The following is a 23,951-nucleotide window of genomic DNA, read 5'->3' on the forward strand; positions in this document are numbered from 1 at the left end:
ACACCAGTAAAAACCCGTGTCGCGGTGGGGTGATGGTCGTGAGGAAAACCCAGTATCCGGCTGGGACAGGCGGGATTGACCCTGCGATGACTGGGGTCGGGGCTGGGGAGTGCCCTGCCTGAAGGGCTATTGCTTATGGGGAGGCGGCGCCTGCCCGGACCCCGCCGAATTTCAGACCTCGACCAGCTCCAGGATCGTGCCGTCCGGGGCGAAGCAGCCGCAGGCGAGGCGCCCGCCGAAGCCGGTGCCGCCGTCCAGGCTGACCGTGTGCGGGCCCACCACCGGGCCGGTGCCGGCATGGGTGGGGTCATAGCCGCGCACGACGCGGACCACCTCGCCATAGGGCTCGGCGATGCGGGGGAAGCTGGCCCCGCCCCACCAGAAGCTGTCCCCCTGTAGGGCCAGGGGCTTGGACACGTCCAGCCCGGCATTGACGAACAGCAGGGCGGTGGGGTGGCCGTCCGGGTCGCTGGTGTAGGCGGCGCGGCGGAGGGCGGTGAAAAGGTTGTCGTGGCCGGGGGCGGCCCGCTGGGCGGCGCGGAGCTGGTTGGTCCAGCGGGTCAGGCTGACGGCCCCGTCCCGGGCGGCGGCCAGGCCCTGCTGCGGGTCCCCGCCATAGGCGGCCAGGGTGGCGTCGATGCCCTGGCCCAGCATCCATTGCAGCACGGCCACCGGGTTCGGCGCGAACTGGAGCTGCAGCAGCTTCTGCCACATCTCCTCCTGCCCGCCGCGCAGGTAGACGATGTCGGTGGGGATGACGCTGCGGATGGACAGCAGGTGGCGGCGGAAGGCCAGCAGCTCATCCACCGTGGCCCGCACACCGCCACCGCGCCCGACCATGTTGCCCAGGTAGACCAGCCGGTCGCCGGGCAGGAAGCGGGTGCCGATGTCGTCATGCAGGGCGGCCAGCCGGTCGGCCTCGCCATGGATGGCGGCCACGGCCCAGATGCGACGGGGCCGGCCCAGCAGGGCGAATTTCTGGTCTTCCGACATTCAGTCCAGGGCGCGGTGCGGGGCGGGGACGACCCGCCGGAATGGTTGACGGAGTGTAAAGGTCCGCCGCGCGCAAAAAAAGGGGCGACCGCACGGGCCGCCCCACATTCTCCGTCTGCGCCGCATGATGGACGCAAAATCTTGTGGGTGCACCGCGTTTGCGCAGTGCACCATCAGGGAACACCCTCCTTCAGGCGGCCTTGGAGAGGACCGCCTCGAGGCGCTCGGTGGCCTTGCGCTCGTCGATCTTCTCGACGACGGCCAGCTCCCGGGCCAGGCGCTCCAGGGCGGCGTGGTAGATCTGCCGCTCGCTGTAGGACTGGTCGGACTGGTCCTCACCCCGGTACAGGTCGCGCACCACCTCGGCGATGGAGACCGGGTCGCCGGAGTTGATCTTGGCCTCATACTCCTGGGCGCGGCGGGACCACATGATCTTCTTGATCTTGCTGGGGCCGGTCAGGGTTTCCAGCGCCGCCTTGATCCGGTCCTTGCTGGACAGCCGGCGCAGGCCGGCGGCCTTGGCCTTCGCCACGGGGACCTTCAGCGTCATCCGTTCCTTCTCGAACTGGATGGCATAGAGCGTCACGCTCATGCCGGCGATGCTGTGGTTCTCGATGCCGATGATCTTGCCCACGCCATGGGCAGGATAAACGACGTGGTCCCCGGTGGTGAAATCAAGGGTCTCGGACATATCGGTCGGCTCTCACTTTCCGCGCAAGCCCGCGCGCCAGGCGTACGGACGGGAACGACGATGGGGGACCCGGCTGGCGGCGCAGCCGTGATCACGAACACCCATGCTCGGCGAATCTACAGGACCGGGCGCACACTGACCCAAGGTTCGGCGCAACCGATCCTTGCCGGTGAATATAATGGATGTGACGCCTCGGTTACAGAGGTGGAGTGTTCCCGTTCGCGCAAAGTTCACCCATGGCGCCCCATGCCGGTCATGCGAATCCCGCATGGCCGGGAGAGGAACCTTTCACCCGCACGGCTCTACCGAGGTGTGGGGACAGGGGATCAGCCGGGATTCTTGCTGAAATACTTCTGGAACTTGTCCGGCACGCCCTTCCACTCATCCGCGTCGGCGGGGGCGGGCTTCTTGCGGGTCAGGTTCGGCCAGTTCTGGGAGTAGTCGCGGTTCATCTCCAGCCACTGCTCCGCCTTCGGGTCCGTGTCCGGCAGGATCGCCTCGGCGGGGCACTCCGGCTCACACACGCCGCAATCGATGCATTCGTCCGGGTGGATCACGAGCATGTTCTCACCCTCGTAGAAACAATCCACGGGGCAGACCTCGACGCAGTCGGTGTACTTGCACTTGATGCACGATTCGGTGACCACGTACGGCATGCTCGTCCTCTCTCTCCTCGCCCGTCCCCGTGCCTGTTCCGGATCAGTCCGGGATGGCGGGCCCCTGCGGCAAACCCAGCCGCGCCTTCACCCGGCGCTGCGCCTCGCCCCTGTCGCGGTCGGAGACGTAGAGCAAACCGCCCATCCTGCGCAACAGGCTTGATTCGAGGTCGTTCAGCCGCCCATCGGCATAGGCGACCTCCCACAACATCTCGACAAGGCCGACCTTCTCCTCATAGGCCATGGAGTCGTTCAGGCGGCTGGTGAAGGCGTGCCACTGGGCCGGCCCGTCCGTCACCGTGTGGGCGGCGGCCACCAGCTCGTCCGCCTCCTCCTTGGTCAGGCGGAAATGCCGCTGCACCAGGGCATGGATCAGGGACAGCTCCTCGCCGCTGACATGGCCGTCCAGGCGCGCCGCCTCCATCAGCAGGCAGGCGGCGGACAAGGGGATGCGGTCCGTGCGGTCCAGGCTGTCCAGGGCACGGTCGGGCTGGTCGAACAGGCGGCGGATACGGTTCAGCATGGCAACCATGTCGTGTTGGCAAGGGGCGGGGGCAAGCCCGGGCAGGGCCGCCCCATCGCAACGCGGCACCTTGCCCCGGCGTTCCTTATGCTTGTTCCCTCAGGCGCCCCCGGCTCGGGGCCGGGGCAGGCTCGCGCCCGCATCCGCGGCTTGGCTTACGCGACCATGGGGTCGCGGGCCGGCAGTCGCCGGCCTGTTTCCTGCCCTCAGGCGTTGGGTGCCGCCGTAGGCTGTTTACGGTCCCGGCAATCATGATCTAGCTTCGGCCCCATGACCCAGACCGACGACGCCCGCCGCTTCGCCCCCGCCACCCTGCGCAACCGCCAGCCCATCCTGGCCGTGCTGCGGGAGGTGCTGCCCGACACCGGCACCGTGCTGGAGATCGCCAGCGGCAGCGGGGAGCATGCCGTCTATTTCGCGGAGGCACTGCCGGGCCTGCACTGGCAGCCCAGCGACGCCGACGCGGGAGCCAGGGCCAGTATCGTCGCCTGGACCGAAAGCCTGGGCCTGCAGAATGTCTGCTGCCCCCTGGACCTGGACGCCTCCGCCCCCGACTGGCCGGTGGCGGAGGCGGACGCGGTGGTCTGCATCAACATGATCCACATCTCCCCCTGGGCGTCGGCGGAGGGGCTGTTCGCCGGGGCCGCCCGGCTGCTGTCGCCGGGCGCGCCGCTGGTGCTCTATGGCCCGTTCAAGCGCGGTGGCGCCCACACCGCCCCGTCGAACGAGGAGTTCGATGCCGCCTTGCGCGCCCAGGACCCGCGCTGGGGCGTGCGCGACCTGGAGGTGGTGGGCGACCTTGCCGCCGCCAGCGGCTTCGTGCTGGACCGGGTGGTGGAGATGCCCGCGAACAACCTGACCGTGGTGTTCCGGAAGGCTGCGTAGCTGCCCTGGCCTTGGGATTACGCGGCTGGCGGTGCTAGACCCGTTTCCCGCAGACTGGAAACGGGTCTAGCCCTTCGTGTTCCTCACACGCCGGCGCCGCATCCGCGGCTTGGCTTACGCGGGCATGGGCCCGCGCGGCGGCAGTCGCCGCCGGAGCGTGTTTACGGGCAGCGTAAACACGCTCTAATCCGACCGACGGGGTTGGTGGACCGCTTCCAGCTTGTGGCCGTCCGGGTCCAGGACGAAGGCGGCGTAGTAGTGGGCATGGTACTGGGGTCGCAGGCCGGGCGGGCCCTGGTCCCGGCCGCCCTTGGACAGGGCTGCCGCGTGGAACCGGTCCACCGCTGTCCGGTCGGGGGCGTCGAAGGCCAGGTGGAAGCCGGGGCCGGGCGGGTGGGCGCCGGGTTCCTGGAACAGGGCCAGGATGTCCTCCCCGCCCGGCGGGCCATAGCCGGCGCCCCGGCCGCTGCGCCATACAAGCACCAGGCCCAGCGGGGCCAGGGCCGCGTCATAGAAGCTGACGGACGCGTCCAGGTCGCGGACGCCGAAGGACAGGTGGCCCAGCATGGGTCGGTTCCGCTCGTGGCATGGCCCGGGCCATCCTTGCGCGCCGTGGCGCCGCTGTCACGCATCCTCGGCCCGGCATGTCTTGTGGGAATTCCTGCAAGCCATTACTTCTGCCAAGCCATGTCCCCGACGGCAGGAGCGACCCGCGATGAGCCCAGCCTTCCTCCGCCCCGTCCGCCGCCTGCTCGGCGCCGCCTTGCTGGCCTTGGGGCTTGCGGGCGGCCCGCCCGCCCTGGCCCAGGCGCCCCCGGCAGACCAGACGGTGGTCTTCGCCGCCGCCAGCCTGAGGAACGCGCTGGACGGCATCGCCAGGCAATACCAGGGGGAGACGGGGAAGGCCGTCGCTATTTCCTATGCCGCCAGTTCGGCCCTGGCGAGGCAAATCGAGGCCGCGGCCCCGGCGCACATCTTCATCGCCGCGGACCTGGACTGGATGGATTACCTGGAGGGGAAGGGCCTGCTGGCCCCCGGCAGCCGCAGGACGCTGCTGGGCAACCGGCTGGTGCTGGTGGCGCCCAAGGACAGCACCGCCGCCGTGGCGCTGGGGCCGGGGCTCGACCTCACCCCCGTGCTGGGCAGGGACGGGCGGCTGGCGCTGGGGGACCCGGCCTCCGTCCCCGCCGGCAAGTACGCCAGGGCGGCGCTGGAGAAGCTTGGCGCCTGGGACACGGTGAAGGGCCGGCTGGCCCCGGCGGAGAATGTCCGCGCCGCCCTGCTGCTGGTGTCCCGGGGGGAGGCGCCGGCGGGCATCGTCTATGCCACCGACGCCAGGGCCGACCCGTCGCTGAAGGTGCTGGGCACCTTCCCGGCGGACAGCCACCCCGCCATCCTGTACCCCGCCGCCCTGACCGCCGCCGGGGGAAAGTCCGCCGACGCCGCGGCGTTCCTGGCCTATCTCGCCGGCCCGAAGGCCAAGCCCTTGTTCGAGAAGGAAGGCTTCGTCATCCTGGGGAACTGACCCAACGTCCTGACCTTCCCCGGTGAAGGCGCCCTTGTCCTGATGCTCGACGCCTTCACACCAGACGAGCTGGCGGCCATCCGCCTGTCCCTCCGGGTGGCCTTCTGGGCCACGCTGGGCAGCTTGCCCCTGGGCATCGGCGTGGCTTGGCTGCTGGCCCGCGGGCGGTTCCCGGGCAAGGTGCTGCTGGACGGGCTGGTGCACATGCCGCTGGTGCTGCCGCCCGTGGTGACGGGGTATGTGCTGCTGCTGCTGTTCGGCCGCAACGGGCCGCTGGGCAAGCTGCTGGGGGAGGTAGGCATCGTCCTGGCCTTCGACTGGAAGGGGGCGGCGCTGGCCTGCGCCGTCATGGGCTTCCCCCTGCTGGTGCGGGCCGTGCGGCTGGGGCTGGAGGCGGTGGACCAGGGGCTGGAGGAGGCGGCGGCCACCCTGGGCGCCGCCCCGCCGCTGGTGTTCCTGACCGTGACCCTGCCGCTGATGCTGCCCGGCATCGTGGCAGGGGCCATCCTGTGCTTCGCCAAGGCGCTGGGGGAGTTCGGGGCGACCATCACCTTCGTGTCGAACATCCCGGGCCGGACCCAGACCCTGCCCAGCGCCCTTTACAGCTATACCCAGGTCCCCGGCGGCGACGCGGGTGCCTTGCGGCTGACCATCGTGGCGGCGGTGCTGGCCGTGGCCGCCCTGGTGGCGAGCGAGATGCTGGCCCGCCGGGTGCGGCGCCGGGTGGAGGGGCGGGATGGCTGAGGGCCTGTCCGTCAGCCTGCGCCACCGGCAGGGCGACTTCACGGTGGAGGCGGATTTCCGGGCGGGGCCGGGCGTCACCGCCCTGTTCGGCCGCTCGGGCGCCGGCAAGACCACCCTGCTGCGGGCGGTGGCGGGGCTGCTGCGGCCGCAGCAGGGGCGCATCACCTTGGGCGGCCGGGTGTTCGTGGACACGGGCACCGGCGCGTGGCTGCCGCCGCACCGGCGCCGGGTGGGCTATGTCTTCCAGGATGCGCGGCTGTTTCCCCACCTGACGGTGCGCCAGAACCTTGCCTATGGCCGCTGGTTCGCCGGGCGGGGCGGGGCGACGACGGTTCCGTTCGACGACATCGTGGGCATGCTGGGCATCGTGCCGCTGCTGGGACGGCGGCCCGGCGGCCTGTCGGGGGGTGAGCGGCAGCGGGTGGCCATCGGCCGGGCCCTGCTGGCGGGGGCGGAGGTGCTGCTGTTGGACGAGCCGCTGGCCAGCCTGGACGCCGCCCGCCGGGCGGAGATCCTGCCCTATCTGGAGCGGCTGCGGGACGGGTTGGACCTGCCCATCCTCCATGTCAGCCACAGCCTGGCGGAGGTGGTCCGCTTGGCCACCGCCCTGGTGCTGGTGGAGCAGGGCAGGGTGGTGGCGTCCGGGCCCCTGGCGGCCATGCTGGCGCGGCCGGACCTGGCGGCCCTGTTCGGCCGGTTCGGCACCGCCACCCTGCTGGAAGGCACGGTGGAAGGGCATGACCCGGCCTGGGAGCTGACCCGGGTGGCGACGCCCGCCGGGCCGCTGCTGCTGCCCCGGCTGGACCGGCCGGTGGGGGCGGCGGTGCGGCTGCGGGTGCTGGCGCGGGACGTGCTGCTGTCCACCCGCCCGCCGCGGGACCTTTCCGCCCGCAACGTCCTGCCCGGCATGGTCACCGCCCTGCTGCCTGGGACGGGGGCGGAGATGGAAGCCAGCCTGGACATGGCCGGCCAGCCCTTGACCGCCAGCCTGACCCGGTTGGCGGCGGCGGAGCTGGGGCTGGCCCCCGGACAGCCGGTCTGGGCGGTGGTGAAGGCGGTGGCCGTGGTGGATGGGGGGACGGGGCTGGATTGAGGTCGGTTGTGAAACCGTGCGTTGTCCGTCCTGGCCGGACGCCCACCGCCCCAGGTTGACTCCTGCATCATAGAAGCGGTACCCAGGAAGACAATCCCGGCGGCGAAGGCCGGGCAGCCCCGGGGGAGGGCCGTTTGGACGGGGAGAACGGGAAACAGGGCCAAGGCCGGGCCGCGCGCCTGCTGCTGGACAGCCTGGACGGCTATGCCGACCCCTTCGTCCTGTGCGACCCGGATGACCGGGTGCTCTACACCAACGCCCGGTACCATGAGCTTTTCCCCGCCGCCCCGCCCCAGGGGGAAATCCGCGGCTGGGGCTTCGAGGCGCTGCTGCGCCGGGTGCTGGCGGGCGGGGAGACGCCCGACCCCGGCATCCCCGACCCGGAGGAATTCATCCGGCTGCGCCTGGCCCAGCGGGCGGCCCTGGCCGGGCGGTCCCTGAGCGAGGCCACCATCGGCGGCCGGCTGTTCCGTCGGGTGGAGGAGCGGACACCCAATGGCTGCGTCATCACCAGCTACAGCGACATCACGGACCTGAAGCAGGCGCAAGAGGCGGCGGAGCGCAACGCGGCGCGGCTGGCCGCGGCGGTGGAGGCCATCCCCGGCGGCTTCATGATGATGGACGAGGGGCTGAACTACCTGGTCTGGAACAGCCGCTACCCCGGCATCGGCGGCACGACGGACGCCGTGATCCGCAGCCATGGCAATGTGCGGGAGACGCTGTGGCTGCAGGCGCGGCGGGGCGACTATGACGACCTCCGCCTCGACCCCGGCGCCTTCACGGCGGGGCAGGTGGCCGATACCCCCTGCCTGGCCACCCTGCTGCGCTGCCAGGCCGCCCGCCCGCCAGGGCAGCGCCCGACGGAGGAGGAGATGGAAGCCCAGGTGGAGTGGCACCTGCTGCGCTTCCGGCCCGGCGGCCGGGTGGACGGGGACAATGCGGAACGGGAAGGCACCTTCCGCGTCGCCGGCTCCGGCGCGGTGATCGAGTTCAGGCGCACCTACACGCCGGGGCTGGGCTGGGTGTCCCTCTATACCGACGTGACCGAGCGCATGCGCGAGGCGGAGGAGACGGCCGCCGCCCGCGCCGCGGCGGAAAGGGCCCTGGCGGACCTGCGCGCCGCCCAGGCCAGCCTGGTCCAGGCGGAGAAGCTGGCCTCCCTCGGCGGGCTGGTGGCGGGCATCGCCCATGAGCTGAACACCCCCATCGGCATCACCTACACCGCCGCCACCCACCTGAAGGACCAGGCCGCCCGGTTCCGCGCCCGGCTGGAAGGCGGCCAGCTGCGCCGCGCCGAGCTGGACGAGTTCCTGGACCTGGTGGCGGAGGGGGCGGCCCTGCTGGAGGCCAATGCCGGCCGGGCCAGCCAACTGGTGCAGAGCTTCAAGAACGTCTCCGCCGACCGCACCCATGACGAGCGCCGCCGCTTCGAGCTGGGCCCGGCGCTGGAGGAGCTGGTGGTGAGCCTGGGCCCCGCTGGCGCAAGGCCGGGCACGTGCTCAGCCTGGATTGCCCGCCGGGGCTAGAGATGGACGGCTATCCCGGCGCCCTGGGGCAGGTGGTGACGAACCTGGTGGTCAACTCCACTGTCCATGCCTATGCGCCCGGCCGGTCGGGCAAGCTGTCGCTGGTGGTCCGCCGCGGCGAGCCGGGGGACGTGGAGATCACCTATGCCGACGACGGCCGCGGCATGTCCGCCACCCACCTGCCCCGGGTGTTCGAGCCCTTCTTCACCACCCGCCGCGGCACCGGCGGCACGGGGCTGGGCCTGCACATCGTCTACAACATCGTCACCAAGACCCTGGGCGGCCGCATCGAGGTGGCCAGCCGCCTGGGCCACGGCACCCGCTTCACCCTGACCCTGCCCTTGGTCGCCCCGGTGCCGACGGCGTCGGGGGAGGGGTGAGGGTCATGGGGGTGGCCACAGGCGCTTGCCGTGGCGCACCCGGTAGATGACGATCCCCCGGGCTTGGCCGCGTAGACGATGATATAGGGCAGGCCGGGGACTACCAACTCACGCGTCCCCTCCACCAGCCCGACCCGGCCCAGTCCGGGGAACTGCCGCAGGTTCGCCGCCGCGTCCACGATGCGATCCTCGACCCCGTCGGCGGCCTGGGGATTGTCCTTGACGATGTGGCGCCAGATGGCTTCCAGGTCGGCCAAAGCCAACTTCGTCCAGCGCAGCCTCATGCCGCGGCGGCGCGCCGCCGACGGATGGCCGCGACCACGTCCTCATGGTCGATCAGGTTGCCGGCCTCGGCGTCCGCCATGCCGTCCGCCACCGCGCGGATGAACTCCTCCTGGTCGGCGACGAAGCTGGAGACGATGTCCGTGGCCAGCGCGGCCGTGGAGAGCCCGCGGCGGGCGGCAAGGTCGCCCAAGGTCGCCTCAACCTCAGGCGGCAGGGTCAGGGTCAGCGGCTTGCCCATGGTCACCAAGGCGTCCGGTCAGGGGGCAGGGACCGGAAGCATGGCACCCCGCCCCCTGCCCGTCCAGTCCTATGCCCCCGGCACGTAGCTGCTGTCCTGCGGCCGGCCCTCTTCCTGTGTCCGGCGCTTGCGGCGCTTGGCGGCCATCAGGTTCAGGGCCTCCACGCCGACCGAGAAGGCGATGGCGAAGTACAGGTAGCCCTTGGGGATGTGGAAGTGCAGGCCATCGGCCACCAGGGCCACGCCCACCAGGATCAGGAAGCTGAGCGCCAGCATCTTCACCGTGGGGTGGGTCTGCACGAAGCGGCTGGTGGGGCCGCTGGCGAACAGCATCACGGCCACGGCGATGATCACCGCCAGCATCATGACGGGCAGGTGGTTGGACATGCCCACGGCGGTGATCACGCTGTCCAGGCTGAAGACGATGTCCAGCACCATGATCTGCGCCACCACCGAGCCGAAGGTGGCGACACCGCGGCTGGTGCCTTCCTCCTCCTCGCCCTCCATGGTGTGGTGCACCTCGTTGGTGCCCTTGTAGATCAGGAACAGCCCGCCCAGCAGCAGGATCAGGTCGCGGGGGAGATGTCCATCCCGCCGACCGTGAACAGCGGGTTGGTGAGCTGGGTGATCCAGGCGATGGACGCCAGCAGCATCAGCCGGGTGATGAGCGCCAGGGCGAGGCCGATCTTGCGCGCTCGGTCCTGCTGCTCCTTCGGCAGGCGCCCCGCCATGATGGAGATGAAGATGATGTTGTCGATGCCCAGCACGATCTCCAGCGCCGTCAGTGTGGCGAGGCTGGCCCAGGCTGCGGGGTCGGACATCCAGTCGAACATGGTCTTGGCTTCACGGCGTGGTTGTCGGGTGCTCCGCTGCTTGAATGGCCCTACGGCGTGGGAGTTCCCTTGGCCCCCTCACGGGAGTGATGCGGCTTGCCCGGGCGGGCGGGAGCGCCTACCGTTCCGACCGCAACGAATGCCAGCGAAGGACCCCGCCCGATGCGCCTGTCGCCCCGCCTTGCCTTGATCCCCGTGCTCGCCGTCATGGCGGCGGCCCTGGCCCCGCCGGCCCTGGCCGAGAAGGTGCTGCGCCGGGGCATCGGCTCCAGCCCCGGCACGGTGGACCCCAACAAGGCGGAGCTGCACCAGGAATCCATCCTGATCTATGACCTGTTCGAGGGCATCACCGCCCCCGACGCCAACGGCCAGCCCCGCCCGGCCATGGCCAGCCGGTGGGAGATCAGCCCGGACGGCCTGACCTATACCTTCCACCTGCGCGACGGGGCCAAATGGTCCGACGGCACGCCGGTGACGGCGGCGGACTTCGCCTATTCCTGGCGGCGGCTGGCCGACCCGAAGACCGCCAGCCCCTATGCCTATTATGTCTGGCCCATCCTGAACGGCCCGGAGGCGACCGCCGGCAAGAAGCCCACATCCGAGCTGGGGGTGGAGGCGGTGGACGCCAAGACGCTGAAGGTGACCCTGGGGAAGCCCACCAGCTATTTCCTGGCGTCGCTGGTGCACCAGTCCATGTTCCCGGTGCAGCAGAAGAACGTGGAAGGCGCCCAGGGCAACTTCACCGCCGCCGGCGTGCTGGTCAGCAACGGTGCCTACAAGCTGGCGGAGGCGGTGCCCCAGTCCCACTACAAGCTGGTGCGCAACGACCAGTACTATGACGCCAAGGCCGTGAAGATCGACACCGTCATGCACTACGTGACGGAGAACCTGGAGACGGAGCTGAAGCGCTACCGGGCGGGGGAGCTGGACATCACCTACCAGATCCCCATCACCCAGGTGAAATGGGCGCGGGAGAACGAGCCCAAGGCCTATACGCCCACGCCCACCTTCTCCACCCAGTACATGGGCGCCAACCTGAACAACGAGCCCTGGAGGTCCAACCCCAAGCTCCGCGCCGCCCTGTCCATGGCCATCGACCGGGAGGTGATTGCCGGCAAGGTGCTGGAAGGGGACATGCTGCCGGCCTGGACCTTCACCCCGCCGATCAAGGGCGGGGCCTACCAGCCGCCCAAGCCGGACTGGGCCAACCTGACCCAGGCCCAGCGGGACGAGATGGCGAAGAAGCTGCTGGCGGAGGCGGGCTATGGCCCCGGCGGCAAGCCCCTGCCGCCCGTCGAAGTGATCCACAGCACGTCGGAGAACAGCCGCCGCGTGATGATCGCCGTGGCGGCCATGTGGAAGCAGAAGCTGGGCCTGAACGTCACCCTGAACAACCAGGAATTCCGCGTGGTGGCGCAGATCGCCAACCAGAAGAGCTACAAGGACCTGCTGCTCTATGGCTGGATCGGGGACTTCCCGGACGCCGTCAACTTCCTGAAGCTGCTGCGGAGCGACGTGGACCAGCAGAACCTGTCCGCCTACAAGAACCCCGCCTACGACAAGCTGCTGGACGAGGCCAACGCCGCCACCGACCCGGAGAAGCGCCTGGACCTGATGCGGCAGGCGGAGGCGCTGGCCCAGGCCGACTTCCCGGTCATCCCCGTCTACCACAACAACCGCCGCCGCCTGGTGAACCCGGTCGTGCAGGGGTGGGTGTCCAACACCATGGACCAGAACCCGGCCCGCTGGCTGGACGTGGTGCGGTAAGCCGCAGCTTTGTAGGTCGGATTAGCGGAGCGTAATCCGACATCATTGGGATCACCGTCGGATTACGGCGCGTCCGCGCCTAATCCGACCTACGAAGACACGTCTTGGAGCCCCGCCCATGGGTCTTGCCCTTCGCCGCCTCGCCCTTGCCACCCTGCTCAGCTTCGGGACGGCCACCCTTGCCGCGGCGGTGCCGCAACCGGCCGCGGCGGAGAAGGTGTTCCGGCGGGGCATCGGGTCGGGGCCGGGGACCATCGACCCGCACAAGGCCGACGTGGTCAGCGAGGCCATGGTGATCTACGAGTTGTTCGAGGGGCTGATGAGCCTCGACGCCAAGGGGGAGCCGCGCTACGCCCTGGCGGAGCGGCATGAGATGACGGCCGACGGCCTGACCTACACCTTCACCCTGCGGGCGAACGCCAAATTCTCCGACGGGACGCCGATCACGGCGGAGGACGTGGTCTATTCTTACCGTCGGCTGGCGGACCCCAAGACCGCGTCGCCCTACGGCTATTTCACCTGGCCCATCGCCAACGGGCCGGAGGTGAACACGGGCAAGAAGCCGCTGGAGCAGTTGGGCATCGAGGCGGTGGACCCCCGCACGGTGCGGATCACCCTGTCCCAGCCCGCCGGCTATTTCCTGGGCCAAGTCAGCCACCAAGCAATGTCCGTGGTGCAGAAGGCCAGCGTGGAGAAGCACGGCCAGGACTGGACCCGTCCGGGCAACCTGGTGGGCACCGGCGCCTATGTGCTGAAGGAGACGGTGCCGCAGAGCTCCTTCACCATGACCCGCAACCCGCATTATTACGACGCGGATCAGGTGAAGATCGACAAGGTCATCCTGTACGTGACGGAGAGCACGGACACGGAGTTCAAGCAGTTCCGCGCCGGAGAGCTGGAGGCCACCTACACCACCCCGCTGCCGCAACTGGGCTGGGTGCGCCAGAACATGCCCGACGCCCTGAAGCCCACCCCCCTGTTCGCCACCTTCTACATCGCCTTCAACCTGCAGAACGAGCCCTGGAAGTCCAACCCGAAGCTGCGCCAAGCCATGTCGCTGGTCATCGACCGGGACGTGGTGGCCAAGAAGGTGATGGACCCGGAGGTGCGGCCGGCGGTGACCTTCGTGCCGCCCAACTCCGTCCCCGGCTATGCCTCCCCCATCCCGGCCTGGGCCAAGCAGACGCAAGCCGAGCGGGACGCCCAGGCCAGGAAGCTGCTGGCGGAGGCGGGCTACGGCCCCGGCGGCAAGCCCTTGCCGCCGGTGGAGGTGCTGTACACGACGAACGAGAACAACCGCCGCATTCTGATCGCCGTGGCGGCCATGTGGAAGCAGAAGCTGGGGATCGAGGCAAACCTAGCCAACCAGGAAGGCCGCGTGGTGGCCGAAATCGCCCAGAACCGGCAGTTCAAGGACCTGCTTCTGTTCGGCTGGGTCGGGGACTACACCGACCCGAACACCTTCCTGAAGATCATGCGCTCCGACGTGGTCTTGCAGAACTACCCGTCCTTCGTCAGCGCCGACTATGACCGGCTGCTGGAGGAAGGCAACGCAAGCCTCGACCCGGCGGCACGCTTCGCCAAGCTGGCCCAGGCGGAGGCCATCTTCCTGGACTCACATGCCATCATGACCGCCATCCACACGACCCGCTTCAAGCTGGTGTCGTCCAAGGTGAAGGGCTGGGTCCCCAACCCCCGCGACCACTACCCGACGCGGTACCTGGACATCGCGCCGTAGGTCGGATTAGCGAAGCGTAATCCGACGGCTTCGCCGCCGGCGTCGGATTACGGAGCCTGGTGGCTCCTAATCCGACCTACGAAAGGAAGAAAAGATGCGCATTGCCCTCGCCGCCCTGGTGGCCCTGTCGCTCGCGCTGCCCGCCGGGGCGGAGGTGGTGTTCCGGCGGGGGATCGGGCCGTCGCCGGACACGCTCGACCCCACCAAGGGGGAGCTGCAACCCTCGGCCCGCATGACCTACGACCTGTTCGAGGGGCTGTTCAGCCTGGACGGGCAGGGGCAACGCCGCAATGCCATGGCGGAGAGCCATGAGGTCAGCCCCGACGGCCTGACCTATACCTTCAAGCTGCGGGAGGCCAAGTGGTCGGACGGGACGCCGGTCACGGCGGACGACTTCGTCTTTGGCTGGCGGCGGCTGGCGGACCCCAAGCATGCCAGCCCCTATGGCTATTACATGTGGCCGGTGCTGAACGGGCAGGCCATCGGCGAGGGCAAGAAGAAGCCGGAGGAGCTGGGCGTGCAGGCGGTGGATGCCCGCACGCTCAAGGTCACCCTGGCGGAACCCACGGGCTATTTCCTGGCCACCTTGCAGCACCCCTCCACCTTCCCGGTGAACCGCGCCAGCGTGGAGAAGCACGGGGAAGCCTTTGTGCAGCCGGGCAAGCTGGTGTCCAACGGGCCCTACATGCTGGTGGAGAGCGTGCCCCAGTCGCACCTGAAGGCCGTGAAGAACCCGCATTATTATGACGCGGCCAACGTCCAGGTGGACACGGTCATGTCCTATCCCATCGACAACAACGACACGGAGTTCAAGCGCTTCCGCGCCGGGGAACTGGACGCGACGGAGACGCTGCCCGTCACCCAGAACGACTTTGCCAAGCAGAACCTGCCGGACGCCTTTACCTCCGGTTCCACCTACTCGACCTATTACCTGTCCTTCAACATGACCAACCCGTTCTGGCGGGACAACCCGAAGCTCCGCGCGGCGTTGTACCTGGCCATCGACCGGGACGTGATCGCGACGAAGGTGATGAACGGCAGCGGCCAGCCCGCCTGGACCTTCACCCCGCCGGGCAAGGTGGGCGGGTACGAGCCGCCCCTGCCGGCCGCCGCCAAGCAGACCCAGGCCGAGCGGGACAAGCTGGCCAAGCAGTTGCTGGCGGAGGCAGGTTTCGGCCCCGGCGGCAAGCCGCTGCCGCCGGTGGACCTGCTCTATTCCACCAGCGAGAACAACCGCCGGGTCCTGGTGGCCGTGGCAGCCATGTGGAAGCAGAAGCTGGGGGTGGAGACGCAGCTCAACAACCAGGAATTCCGCGTCGTCGCCAGCATCGGCAACGAGAAGGCCTACAAGGACATCATCTTCTACGCCTGGATCGGCGACTATCCGGACCCCTATACCTTCCTGCAACTGCTGCGCGGGGACGTGGGGCAGCAGAACTTCCCCGGCTACAAGAGCGCCGAGTACGACCGGCTGACGACGGAGGCCAACCGGCTGACCGACCCGGAGAAGCGCCTGTCCCTGCTGGCCCAGGCGGAGGCGGTGGCCCTGGCCGACTATCCCGTGGCACCGGTCTTCCACAATGTCCGCCGCCGGCTGGTTAGCCCGGCGGTCAAGGGCTGGACCCCCAACCCGCCCGACTTCAACCTGCCCCGGTTCCTGACGGTGGGGAAGTAGGGGAAGGGCAGGGACAAGGGACTGTGCAATTCCGCCTCTCCCCACCGGGGAGAGGGTTGGGGTGAGGGGGACAAGCATGCCTGCGCGAAGCGCACCGACCCATTCCACGGCCTCCCGGCCGCGCGCGCCCTCACCCGGCCTCTCCCCGGTGGGGAGAGGGGGGAGGTTGCGGCTCGCCACCCTCTTGCTCGCCGCGACGCTGCTCTCGGCCCTCACCGCCCCCGCCCTGGCGGAGACGGTCCTGAGGCGGGGCAACGGGGCGGAGCCGGAGACGTTGGACCCGCATGCGGCCACGGGCCTGCCCGAGGCGATGATCATCTATGATTTGTACGAGGGCCTGGTCAGCCGCGGGCCGGACGGCAAGTACCAGCCGGCCCTGGCGGAACGGTGGGAGACGGCGGCGGACGGCTTGTCGGTGACCTTCACCCTGCGCGAGGGGGCCAGGTGGTCGGACGGCAGCCCGGTCACGGCGGACGACGTGGTGTTCAGCTTCCGCCGGCTGGTGGACCCCGCCAGCGGCAGCCGCAACGGCCATTTCCTCTGGCCCGTGAAGAACGCCAAGCCGGTGACGGAGGGCAAGGCGGCGCCGGACACGCTGGGCGTGGCGGCCACGGGCCCGCGGACGGTGGTCTTCACGCTGGAGCAGCCGACGCCCTATCTGGTTTCCCTGCTCAGCTACCCGTTCCTGGTGGTGCTGCCCCAGGGGCCCGTGCAGGCGAAGGGCAAGGAGTTCTTCAGGGCGGGGGCGCTGGTGTCCAGCGGCGGCTACATGCTGGCGGAGCAGGTGCCGCAGGGGCATGTGAAGCTGGTCCGCAACCCGAACCACCGGGACGCGGCGAAAACCGCCATCGACACGGTCTATTTCTATCCCACGGAGAACCAGGACACGGAGCTGAAGCGCTTCCGGGCGGGGAGCTGGACACCACCAACACCCTGCCGCCCGCCCAGGTCCAGTGGGCGCGGGAGAACCTGAAGGACAGCTTCCGCCTGGCCCCGCAGCTCGGCAGCTACTACTACGCCCCCAACCTGACCAAGGAACCCTGGAAGTCCAACGCCAAGCTGCGCCAGGCCCTGTCCATGGCCGTGGACCGGGAGGTGTTGGTGGACAGGATCACCCAAGGCGGGGAGCAGGCGCTGTACTCCTACGTGCCCGCCACGGTCAGCGGCTACACCGCGCCCAAGCCCGCCTGGACCGGCTGGCCGCGGGAGAAGCGGCTGGCGGAGGCGAAGCGGTTGCTGGCGGAGGCCGGCTATTCCGGCGGGCAGGGGCTGACCCTGGACCTGCTGTACAACACGGCGGAGAACCACCGCCGCATCGCCGTGGCCCTGGCCAGCATGTGGCAGCAGGGCCTGGGCATCCGGGCCACGGTGACGAACCAGGAATGGAAGGTCTTCCTGGACAGCCGCCGCACCAAATCCTACCCCGGGCTGGTGCGGGGCGGGCTGATCGGCGCCTATGACGACCCCAACGCCTTCCTGGAGTTCATGCGGACGGAAGTGGGGCCGGAGAACATCCCCGGCTACACCAACCCGGCCTATGACGAACTGCTGCACCGGGCGACGCTGGAAAAGGACCCCGCCGCAAGGCTCGCCCTGCTGGCCCAGGCAGAGAAGCTGCTGCTGGACGAGGCGGGGATCATCCCCCTCTACACCTACGCCCGTGCCCGGCTGGTCAGCCCGCGGGTGAAGGGCTGGGTCCCCAACCCGGTGGACGCCAACGCCAGCCGGTTCCTGTCGGTGGAGTGAAAAGGGAGTTCACCACGAAGACACGAAGGGCACGAAGAAGGGTGATGCCAGGGCGTGCCGGGCTGAAAAACTTGGACATTCAAGGACACGCACAAACGCACACACGAACATTCACAATAAAAACCGCAATGGATAAATGCCTGCGGCGCAGCCAGAATTCTAGTTTGGTGTATGTTCGTGAGTGTATTGTGCGTGTTCGTGAATGTTTATTGGAAATCGGCAAGAGAAGCAGACCCTCAGGCAGAGCGGCACTGGCCTTCGTGCCCTTCGTGTCTTCGTGGTGAAAACCCCACAAACCCCGTTACCGCGCCGGGCTCAGGCCGATGGCGCCCACCAGCTTGGCCTCGTTCAGGTCGGCGCCGGTCAGGACGGCGCCGGTGCATCGGGCATCGGTCAGGTCGGCGCCCACCAGCTTGGCGTCGTTCAGGCGGGTCTCATGCAGGTCGGCACCCACGAGGGTGGCCTGGTTCAGGATGGCGCGGCGCAGGTCGGCCCTGGACAGGTCGGCCCCGTCCAGCCGGGCCCGTTGCAGGTTCGCGCTCCACAGCCGGCCGCTGCCGGACTGGATCTGGACCGGGCCCACCAGGGCGCCGGACAGCTTGGCCCGGGACAGGGTCGCCCGCTCCATCGCCGCACCCCGCAGGTCCGCCCCCGTGAGGTCGGCGTCGCGCAGGTCGGCCAGGGACAGGTCGGCCATGGCGAAGAAGGCGCCGGCCAGCTTCGCCCCCTTCAGCACGGTGCAGTGGAGCAGGGCGGCGGACAGGTTGGCCCCGGTCAGGTCCTGGCCCGACAGGTCCAGCCCCGACAGGTCGGCGCGGATGCCCTTCTTGCCGTGGCTGTCCACCCAGGTGGCGTGCTCCGCCAGGACGGTGGGCACGTCCAGTCCCGATTCGCCCACGCTGCGGGCCAGGATGGCCCCGGTCAGGTTGGCGGAGCGTCGGGTCTGCTCATCCATGATGACGCCTACCAGGTCCGCGTTGGCGAACTTGGTGGCGTTCAGCTCCGCCCCCGTCAGGTTGGCGCCGTTCAGCTTGGCCCCGGACAGGTTGGCGTCCCGCAGGTCGGCGCCTTGCAGGTCGCAGCCGGTCAGGTTGGAGTTGGTCAGGTTGGCGCCGATGAACTTGGCGCCGCGCAGGATGGCGTCCGTCAGGTCCGTCTGCATGACGAAGGCGTTGGACAGCTTGGCCCGCGACAGGTCGGCGGCGCGGATGGTTGCCACCGACATCTCCGTATGCACGTCGATGGCCTCGAACTCATGCAAGGCCACCTCACCGTTCTTGCGGACATGCATGATGGTGCCGTCGCGCAGGTCGCTGTCGGACATCACGGCTTCCGACAGGATGGCCCCGCGCAGGCAGGCGCCGCGCAGGTCGGCCCGACGCAGGTCCGACCGTTCCAGGTTGGCCAGCCGCAGGTCGGCGGCATAGAGGTTGGCGCCGGTGAGCTGGGCCCCCGTCAGCCTTGTGCCGAACAGCTTGGCCCCGGACAGGTCCGCGTCCGTCAGGTCATAGCCGGCCAGGTCCATGTGCGACAGGTCACGCATCTTCAGGCTGGCGCGCACGCCGCCATTCTGCCGCCGCAGGAAGGCCAGGTGCTTGGTGAGGACAAGCTGCAACTCGGCCGCGGTCACCCGCGTCCGATCCGGATCCCGTCCCAGACTGCCAGCCATCCCTTACGACCCCCACGGGCGTTCCGTGATGCCCCGCCCTGAATGGGCGCACACGGAAGTGGTATAACACGTTCCCGGCAAAGTGAGGAAATTTTCATGTGAATGCGTTAATAATGTCTCCCATCGGGCGGGGACAGGCTGTGCGTCCCGGCTTTTGTTGACTCTTACGCCCGCGGGCATTATTTACGCCCAACCCCAGACCTGGGCACGGGTCACGCGCCACGGCGCGCCGCCAGTCCGCGAGTTTCGCGCACTGGCGCTTTCGTGCTTGGGCAGCTTTTGCGTCTGGGGTTCCCGGCGGGGGTCGTGGCAGGATGCCGGGACCATTGGCGGGCCTGATCGGGAAGGGTGCGGATGTTCGAGGGACTGACGGGACGGCTTGGCGACATCTTCGACCGCCTGCGCAAGCGCGGGGCGCTGTCGGAGGATGACGTCAACGCGGCACTGCGCGAGGTGCGCGTGGCCCTGCTGGAGGCCGACGTCGCCCTGCCCGCGGTGAAGGCCTTCGTCAACGGCGTGAAGGAGCGGGCGGTCGGGCAGGAGGTGCTGCGCGGCATCAACCCCGGCCAGCAGGTCATCAAGATCGTCCATGACCACTTGGTGGAGCTGCTGGGCAGCGCCAGCGAGGAGATCAACCTTAACGCCAACCCGCCGGTGCCGGTGCTGATGCTGGGCTTGCAGGGCTCGGGCAAGACCACCACCTCCGCCAAGATCGCCCTTCGCCTGAAGAACCGGGAGAAGAAGAAGGTCCTGATGGCGTCGCTGGACACGCGGCGCCCGGCGGCCCAGGAGCAGTTGAAGGTGCTGGGGGAGCAGGTGGGCGTGGCCACCCTGCCCATCGTCCCCGGCCAGACGCCCGTGCAGATCGCCCGCCGTGCCCTGGAGGAGGGGCGCCTGGGCGGCTTTGACGTGGTCATGCTGGACACGGCCGGCCGCCTTGCCATCGACGATGAGCTGATGCGCGAGGTGGTGGAGATCCGCGACGCCACCAAGCCGGTGGAAAGCCTGCTGGTGGTGGACGCCATGACCGGCCAGGACGCGGTCACCGTCGCCACCAACTTCAACGAGCGGGTGGGCATCACCGGCATCGTGATGACCCGCATCGACGGCGACGCCCGCGGCGGTGCCGCCCTGTCCATGCGCCATGTCACCGGCAAGCCGATCAAGCTGCTGGGCGTGGGCGAGAAGGTGGACGCGCTGGAGGCCTTCCACCCCGACCGCATCGCCGGCCGCATCCTGGGCATGGGCGACGTGGTCAGCCTGGTGGAAAAGGCGGCCGAGACCATCGACCGGGAAGAGGCGGAGAAGCTCGCCAAGAAGCTGGAGAAGGGCGGCTTCGACCTGGACGACATGCTGTCCCAGCTCCGCCAGATCCGGAAGATGGGCGGCATGGGCGGGATGATGGGCCTGCTGCCCGGCATCGGCAAGATCAAGGACCAGCTGAAGAACGCCAACATCGACGAGGGCATCCTGAAGAAGCAGGAAGCCATCATCCTGTCGATGACCAAGAAGGAGCGGCGGAACCCGCAGGTGCTGAACGCCAGCCGCCGGCGCCGCATCGCTCTGGGCAGCGGCACCACCGTGGCCGACGTGAACCGCCTGGTGAAGCAGCACCAGGACATGGCCGAGATGATGAAGAAGATGAAGAAGCTGGGCCAGAAGGGCCTGATGCGGCAGGGCCTGGGCGCCCTGCTGCCCAAGGGCTTCCGCTGAGCTTCCCATGACCGACGCCGCCGCCATCCCCGCCCAGGCCCAGACGCCCCCGCCGCCCACCACCCTGGTGACGGCGCGGCTGGTGCTGCGGCCGTTGCAGGTGGAGGACGCGGAGGACCTGTTCCCGGTGTTCAACGACCCGGAGAGCATGCGCTATTGGTCCCACCTGCCGCACAAGGACGTGGCGGAGACCCGGGCCAAGCTGGAGCGGGTGGTGGAGGAGGACGGCACCAGCCGTACCTGGGCCGTGACCCGCGACGGCGGCCGCTGCCAGGGCTGGGTCAGCCTGTTCGGCGCCCAGGACCGGCTGGTCTGGCTGGGCTACATCCTGCTGCCGGAGACCCGCGGCCAGGGGCTGGCGACGGAAGCGGTCCATGCCGCCCTGGACTTCGCCTTCGGCCCCTGGGACATGCACCGGGTGGAGGCCAACCTGGACCCGCGCAACGCGCGGTCAGAACGGCTGCTGAAGCGGCTGGGCTTCACCCGCGAGGGCGTCCGGCGGGAGGATTTCCTGCTGGGCGGCCGCTATTACGACACCCTGATCTACGGGCTGCTGGCCGCCGAATGGCGGTCCGCCCGGGCGGCGGCGTGAGGGCCATGATGACCCGACGCCCCGCCACGACCCCACACCGCCTGCGCGCCCGACCCGGACGGGCGCGTGTTCCCGGCGGCCTGTCCCTGTCCGGTCTTCAGTCAATCCAAGGAAAGTAAGAGACCATGTCCGTCAAGATCCGCCTGACCCGCGGCGGCGCCAAGAAGCGCCCCTACTACTCCATCGTCGTGGCCGACAGCCGCGCCCCCCGCGACGGCGCCTTCATCGAGAAGGTGGGCACCTACAACCCCATGCTGCCGGCCGAGCACCCGGAGCGCGTGACCCTGAAGGACGAGCGCCTGAAGTACTGGCTGTCCAACGGCGCGCAGCCGACCGAGCGCGTCGCAAAGTTCCTGGGCAAGGCGAACCTGATCGAGATGCCCAAGTTCCGCGACACCCCGAAGAAGTCCGCCCCGAAGGCGAAGGCCCAGGAGCGCGCCAAGCTGGCCGCCAAGGCCGCCGAGGCCTGAGCTTCCCCTTCCTGACGGGCGGGGTCTGACAGGGAACACGGACGGCACGGACGGTCCACGGACGACACGGGACATAGGGGAATGGCGGCTGCGCCGCCGGGTGCTTGGCAGAACGGGTGTCTCCCGGGGCGCCGCAGGCACCTTGCCCCTGTCCCGTGCTTGTCCGTGGCATGTCCGTGTCGTCCGTGTCCCAGCCTGCCCCGCCATCCCGCGTGCGAAGAGTCCCCCCATGTCATCCCGCGTCTGCGTTGCCCAGATCATCGGCGCCCATGGCGTCCATGGCCGCGTGAGGCTGAAGAGCTTCACGGCGGACCCGGAGGCCGTGTTCACCTATGCGCCGCTGACGGACGAGGCGGGCACCCGTGTCTTCAAGGTGAAGATGACGGGCATGGGCAAGGACCATTTCCTCGCCACCGTCGAGGGCTTGAAGGACAAGACCCAGGCCGACGCCCTGAAGGGGACCCGGCTGTTCGTGGACCGGTCCGCCCTGCCCGACCCGGAGGACGAGGAAGAGTTCTACCACGCCGACCTGCTGGGCCTGCCCACCACCACGGTGGCCGGCCAGGACTTCGGCACCATCAAGGCCATCCACGACTTCGGCGCCGGCGACATGCTGGAGATCCTGCATGTCTCGGGCAAGACGGTGTTCATCCCCTTCACCAAGGCCGTGGTGCCGGTGGTGGAGGTGAGCGTGCCGCGCATCGTGGTGGACCCGCCGGTCAACCTCTTCACCCCGGCCAAGCCGGACCCGGAGGAGCTGGCGGAGATGGGCGGCAGGCTGGATGACCTGGATGACCCCGCACCCCCGCCGACACGGCGGACGGGGAGGGGGAGACCGCGGACGAGGCCGGGGAGCGGGGCGAGGGCTGATGTCCGACGCGCCGGACCCAGCGGGGGCGGAGCCGCCGGCCGGGCCCCTGTGGTCCGTGACGGTGCTGACCCTGTTCCCGGAAATGTTCCCGGGGCCGCTGGGCCACAGCCTGGCCGGCCGCGCCTTGGAACATGGCACCTGGGCGTTGGAAACGCTGGACATCCGTTCGTTCGCGCGCGATAAGCACCGCTCCGTGGACGACACCCCGTTCGGCGGCGGGCCCGGCATGGTCATGCGGCCCGACGTGCTGGACGCGGCCCTCGAGGCGGCGACGGCGCAAGCCGTGGCGGCGCGGGGGGAACGGGGGCGGGCGATCTATCTCTCCCCGCGCGGCCGTGTGCTGGACCAGGACCTGGTGAAGGAACTCGCCGGGGAACGGTCCCTCATCCTGCTGTGCGGCCGGTACGAGGGGGTCGACGAGCGCGTCCTGGAAAAGCATGCCCTGGAGGAGGTTTCCCTCGGGGATTTCGTGCTGTCCGGCGGTGAGCCGGCGGCGCTCTGCCTGATCGACGCCGTGGTCCGGCTACTGCCGGGGGTCATGGGGAACGTGGAGACGGCAGGGGAAGAGAGTTTCGAGCGGGGACTGCTTGAGTACCCGCACTACACCCGTCCGGCTTTTTGGGACGGGCGCCAGGTCCCGGCGGTGCTGCTGTCCGGCGACCATGGCAAGGTCCGGGCCTGGCGGCTCGAACAGGCGGAGGCGATCACGGAGGCCCGGCGGCCTGACCTGTGGTCCCGCTACCTGGAGAGCCGCCCGGCCCCAAAGGTGAAGAAACGCCGCGCCACCAAGGCAGCGGCACAGCCATCCAACCCGGCAGACGACCCCGCGGGGACTGCCGGCAGCAACGAGGACAGTTGAGATGAACATCCTTCAGCAGCTCGAGGCCGAGCAGGTCGCCAAGCTCACCCAGGGCAAGACGATCCCGGAGTTCTCCCCCGGCGACACCGTGAAGGTGAACGTAAAGGTGGTCGAGGGCACCCGCGAGCGCATCCAGGCCTATGAGGGCGTCGTCATCGCCCGCAAGAACGCGGGCCTGAACTCCGCCTTCACCGTCCGCAAGATTTCCTATGGCGAGGGCGTGGAGCGCGTGTTCCCGCTGTACAGCCCGCGCATCGACTCGATCGAGCTGGTCCGCAAGGGCGCCGTCCGCCGCGCCAAGCTGTATTACCTGCGCGGCCGCACCGGCAAGAGCGCCCGCATCGCCGAGCGCACCACCGGCCGCGGCATGAACGACAAGGGCGAGTAAGCCCTTCCCGTTCGCCGCTGAGGCAAGGACGGCCCGCCGGGGAGACCTGGCGGGCCGTTTTGTTTTTTCCCGGGCGTGGTTCCCCCTCACC

24 protein-coding genes and 2 pseudogenes are annotated in these 23,951 nt (G+C 69.4%); 16 read left to right on the plus strand and 10 right to left on the minus strand.

Annotation, left to right across the window (positions count from 1 at the left end; genetic code table 11):
* Positions 1-171 precede the first annotated feature (171 nt).
* The 4 genes from HHL28_RS02215 to HHL28_RS02230 form a co-directional block, all read right to left on the minus strand.
* Positions 172-993: a metallophosphoesterase family protein gene (locus HHL28_RS02215; protein ID WP_075771929.1), complete on the minus strand. Its 822-nt coding sequence runs from the start codon at positions 991-993 to the stop codon at positions 172-174.
* A 190-nt stretch (positions 994-1,183) separates the two neighbouring features.
* Positions 1,184-1,684 (minus strand): CarD family transcriptional regulator, encoded by a 501-nt coding sequence (locus HHL28_RS02220; protein ID WP_075771930.1) that lies wholly within the window; start codon positions 1,682-1,684, stop codon positions 1,184-1,186.
* A 326-nt stretch (positions 1,685-2,010) separates the two neighbouring features.
* On the minus strand, positions 2,011-2,340 hold the full coding sequence (gene fdxA / locus HHL28_RS02225) for a ferredoxin FdxA (RefSeq protein ID WP_075771931.1): 330 nt from the start codon (positions 2,338-2,340) through the stop codon (positions 2,011-2,013).
* 43 nt (positions 2,341-2,383) lie between these two features.
* The gene (locus tag HHL28_RS02230; RefSeq protein WP_075771932.1) at positions 2,384-2,863 is read right to left on the minus strand and encodes a tellurite resistance TerB family protein; all 480 of its coding nucleotides are present in this window, start codon (positions 2,861-2,863) and stop codon (positions 2,384-2,386) included.
* A 270-nt stretch (positions 2,864-3,133) separates the two neighbouring features.
* Between HHL28_RS02230 and HHL28_RS02235 the strand changes: the two genes are divergently transcribed.
* Positions 3,134-3,748 (plus strand): DUF938 domain-containing protein, encoded by a 615-nt coding sequence (locus tag HHL28_RS02235; RefSeq protein WP_075771933.1) that lies wholly within the window; start codon positions 3,134-3,136, stop codon positions 3,746-3,748.
* Between the two features lie 183 nt (positions 3,749-3,931).
* On the opposite strand, the gene HHL28_RS02240 is transcribed toward HHL28_RS02235, so the two are convergent.
* A complete protein-coding gene (locus tag HHL28_RS02240) occupies positions 3,932-4,315 on the minus strand; it encodes a VOC family protein (RefSeq protein WP_075771934.1) in 384 nt (127 codons plus the stop codon).
* Positions 4,316-4,463: 148 nt separating this feature from the next.
* Between HHL28_RS02240 and modA the strand changes: the two genes are divergently transcribed.
* From modA to HHL28_RS18170, 5 genes are all read left to right on the plus strand, one after another.
* Entirely contained in the window at positions 4,464-5,273 is an 810-nt protein-coding gene (modA, locus tag HHL28_RS02245) for a molybdate ABC transporter substrate-binding protein (RefSeq protein WP_075771935.1), read from the plus strand.
* 42 nt (positions 5,274-5,315) lie between these two features.
* Complete coding sequence (gene modB / locus HHL28_RS02250; protein WP_075771936.1) at positions 5,316-6,017, plus strand: molybdate ABC transporter permease subunit; 702 nt, start codon at positions 5,316-5,318, stop codon at positions 6,015-6,017.
* Entirely contained in the window at positions 6,010-7,110 is a 1,101-nt protein-coding gene (gene modC / locus HHL28_RS02255; RefSeq protein ID WP_075771937.1) for a molybdenum ABC transporter ATP-binding protein, read from the plus strand. The genes modB and modC overlap by 8 nt, the downstream gene beginning before the upstream one ends.
* Positions 7,111-7,244: 134 nt before the next feature.
* Positions 7,245-8,636 carry a PAS-domain containing protein gene (locus tag HHL28_RS02260; RefSeq protein ID WP_169654601.1) on the plus strand — a complete coding sequence of 464 codons (1,392 nt, stop codon included), beginning with the start codon at positions 7,245-7,247 and terminating at the stop codon, positions 8,634-8,636.
* Between the two features lie 2 nt (positions 8,637-8,638).
* The gene (locus HHL28_RS18170) at positions 8,639-9,016 is read left to right on the plus strand and encodes a sensor histidine kinase (RefSeq protein ID WP_404326305.1); all 378 of its coding nucleotides are present in this window, start codon (positions 8,639-8,641) and stop codon (positions 9,014-9,016) included.
* 128 nt (positions 9,017-9,144) lie between these two features.
* Here HHL28_RS18170 and HHL28_RS18175 read toward each other — a convergent pair.
* The 4 genes and pseudogenes from HHL28_RS18175 to HHL28_RS18185 all read right to left on the minus strand — a co-directional run.
* Positions 9,145-9,300 (minus strand): annotated as a pseudogene (locus HHL28_RS18175) (type II toxin-antitoxin system RelE/ParE family toxin); the annotation flags it as partial.
* The gene (locus HHL28_RS02270; protein ID WP_169654605.1) at positions 9,297-9,545 is read right to left on the minus strand and encodes a CopG family ribbon-helix-helix protein; all 249 of its coding nucleotides are present in this window, start codon (positions 9,543-9,545) and stop codon (positions 9,297-9,299) included. The pseudogene HHL28_RS18175 and the gene HHL28_RS02270, both read right to left, overlap by 4 nt.
* Positions 9,546-9,608: 63 nt before the next feature.
* Positions 9,609-10,058 (minus strand): TerC family protein, encoded by a 450-nt coding sequence (locus HHL28_RS18180; RefSeq protein WP_404326307.1) that lies wholly within the window; start codon positions 10,056-10,058, stop codon positions 9,609-9,611.
* 47 nt (positions 10,059-10,105) lie between these two features.
* A complete protein-coding gene (locus HHL28_RS18185; protein WP_404326309.1) occupies positions 10,106-10,372 on the minus strand; it encodes a TerC family protein in 267 nt (88 codons plus the stop codon).
* 162 nt (positions 10,373-10,534) lie between these two features.
* Between HHL28_RS18185 and HHL28_RS02280 the strand changes: the two genes are divergently transcribed.
* From HHL28_RS02280 to HHL28_RS02295, 4 genes and pseudogenes are all read left to right on the plus strand, one after another.
* On the plus strand, positions 10,535-12,139 hold the full coding sequence (locus HHL28_RS02280; protein WP_075771941.1) for a peptide ABC transporter substrate-binding protein: 1,605 nt from the start codon (positions 10,535-10,537) through the stop codon (positions 12,137-12,139).
* Positions 12,140-12,257: 118 nt separating this feature from the next.
* Positions 12,258-13,877: a peptide ABC transporter substrate-binding protein gene (locus HHL28_RS02285; protein WP_075771942.1), complete on the plus strand. Its 1,620-nt coding sequence runs from the start codon at positions 12,258-12,260 to the stop codon at positions 13,875-13,877.
* A gap of 94 nt (positions 13,878-13,971) precedes the next feature.
* The gene (locus HHL28_RS02290) at positions 13,972-15,552 is read left to right on the plus strand and encodes a peptide ABC transporter substrate-binding protein (RefSeq protein WP_075771943.1); all 1,581 of its coding nucleotides are present in this window, start codon (positions 13,972-13,974) and stop codon (positions 15,550-15,552) included.
* 310 nt (positions 15,553-15,862) lie between these two features.
* Positions 15,863-17,298, plus strand: a pseudogene (locus tag HHL28_RS02295) (peptide ABC transporter substrate-binding protein).
* A gap of 301 nt (positions 17,299-17,599) precedes the next feature.
* Here the strand turns inward: HHL28_RS02295 and HHL28_RS02300 are convergent.
* On the minus strand, positions 17,600-18,928 hold the full coding sequence (locus HHL28_RS02300; protein WP_404326312.1) for a pentapeptide repeat-containing protein: 1,329 nt from the start codon (positions 18,926-18,928) through the stop codon (positions 17,600-17,602).
* 393 nt (positions 18,929-19,321) lie between these two features.
* Here HHL28_RS02300 and ffh point away from each other — a divergent pair, with 393 nt between their 5' ends.
* The 6 genes from ffh to rplS all read left to right on the plus strand — a co-directional run bounded on the left by ffh (position 19,322) and on the right by rplS (position 23,860).
* The gene (ffh, locus tag HHL28_RS02305) at positions 19,322-20,680 is read left to right on the plus strand and encodes a signal recognition particle protein (protein ID WP_075771945.1); all 1,359 of its coding nucleotides are present in this window, start codon (positions 19,322-19,324) and stop codon (positions 20,678-20,680) included.
* A gap of 7 nt (positions 20,681-20,687) precedes the next feature.
* Entirely contained in the window at positions 20,688-21,272 is a 585-nt protein-coding gene (locus HHL28_RS02310) for a GNAT family N-acetyltransferase (protein ID WP_075771946.1), read from the plus strand.
* A 125-nt stretch (positions 21,273-21,397) separates the two neighbouring features.
* Complete coding sequence (rpsP, locus tag HHL28_RS02315; protein WP_075771947.1) at positions 21,398-21,742, plus strand: 30S ribosomal protein S16; 345 nt, start codon at positions 21,398-21,400, stop codon at positions 21,740-21,742.
* A gap of 229 nt (positions 21,743-21,971) precedes the next feature.
* A complete protein-coding gene (rimM, locus tag HHL28_RS02320) occupies positions 21,972-22,796 on the plus strand; it encodes a ribosome maturation factor RimM (protein WP_404326314.1) in 825 nt (274 codons plus the stop codon).
* Entirely contained in the window at positions 22,696-23,472 is a 777-nt protein-coding gene (trmD, locus tag HHL28_RS02325) for a tRNA (guanosine(37)-N1)-methyltransferase TrmD (RefSeq protein ID WP_404326978.1), read from the plus strand. The genes rimM and trmD overlap by 101 nt, the downstream gene beginning before the upstream one ends.
* A gap of 1 nt (position 23,473) precedes the next feature.
* The gene (gene rplS, locus HHL28_RS02330) at positions 23,474-23,860 is read left to right on the plus strand and encodes a 50S ribosomal protein L19 (protein ID WP_075771950.1); all 387 of its coding nucleotides are present in this window, start codon (positions 23,474-23,476) and stop codon (positions 23,858-23,860) included.
* Positions 23,861-23,951: the final 91 nt, after the last annotated feature.

Origin of the sequence: Aerophototrophica crusticola (assembly GCF_012913305.1) — a bacterium.
GTDB classification, from domain to species: Bacteria; Pseudomonadota; Alphaproteobacteria; order Azospirillales; family Azospirillaceae; genus Niveispirillum; species Niveispirillum crusticola.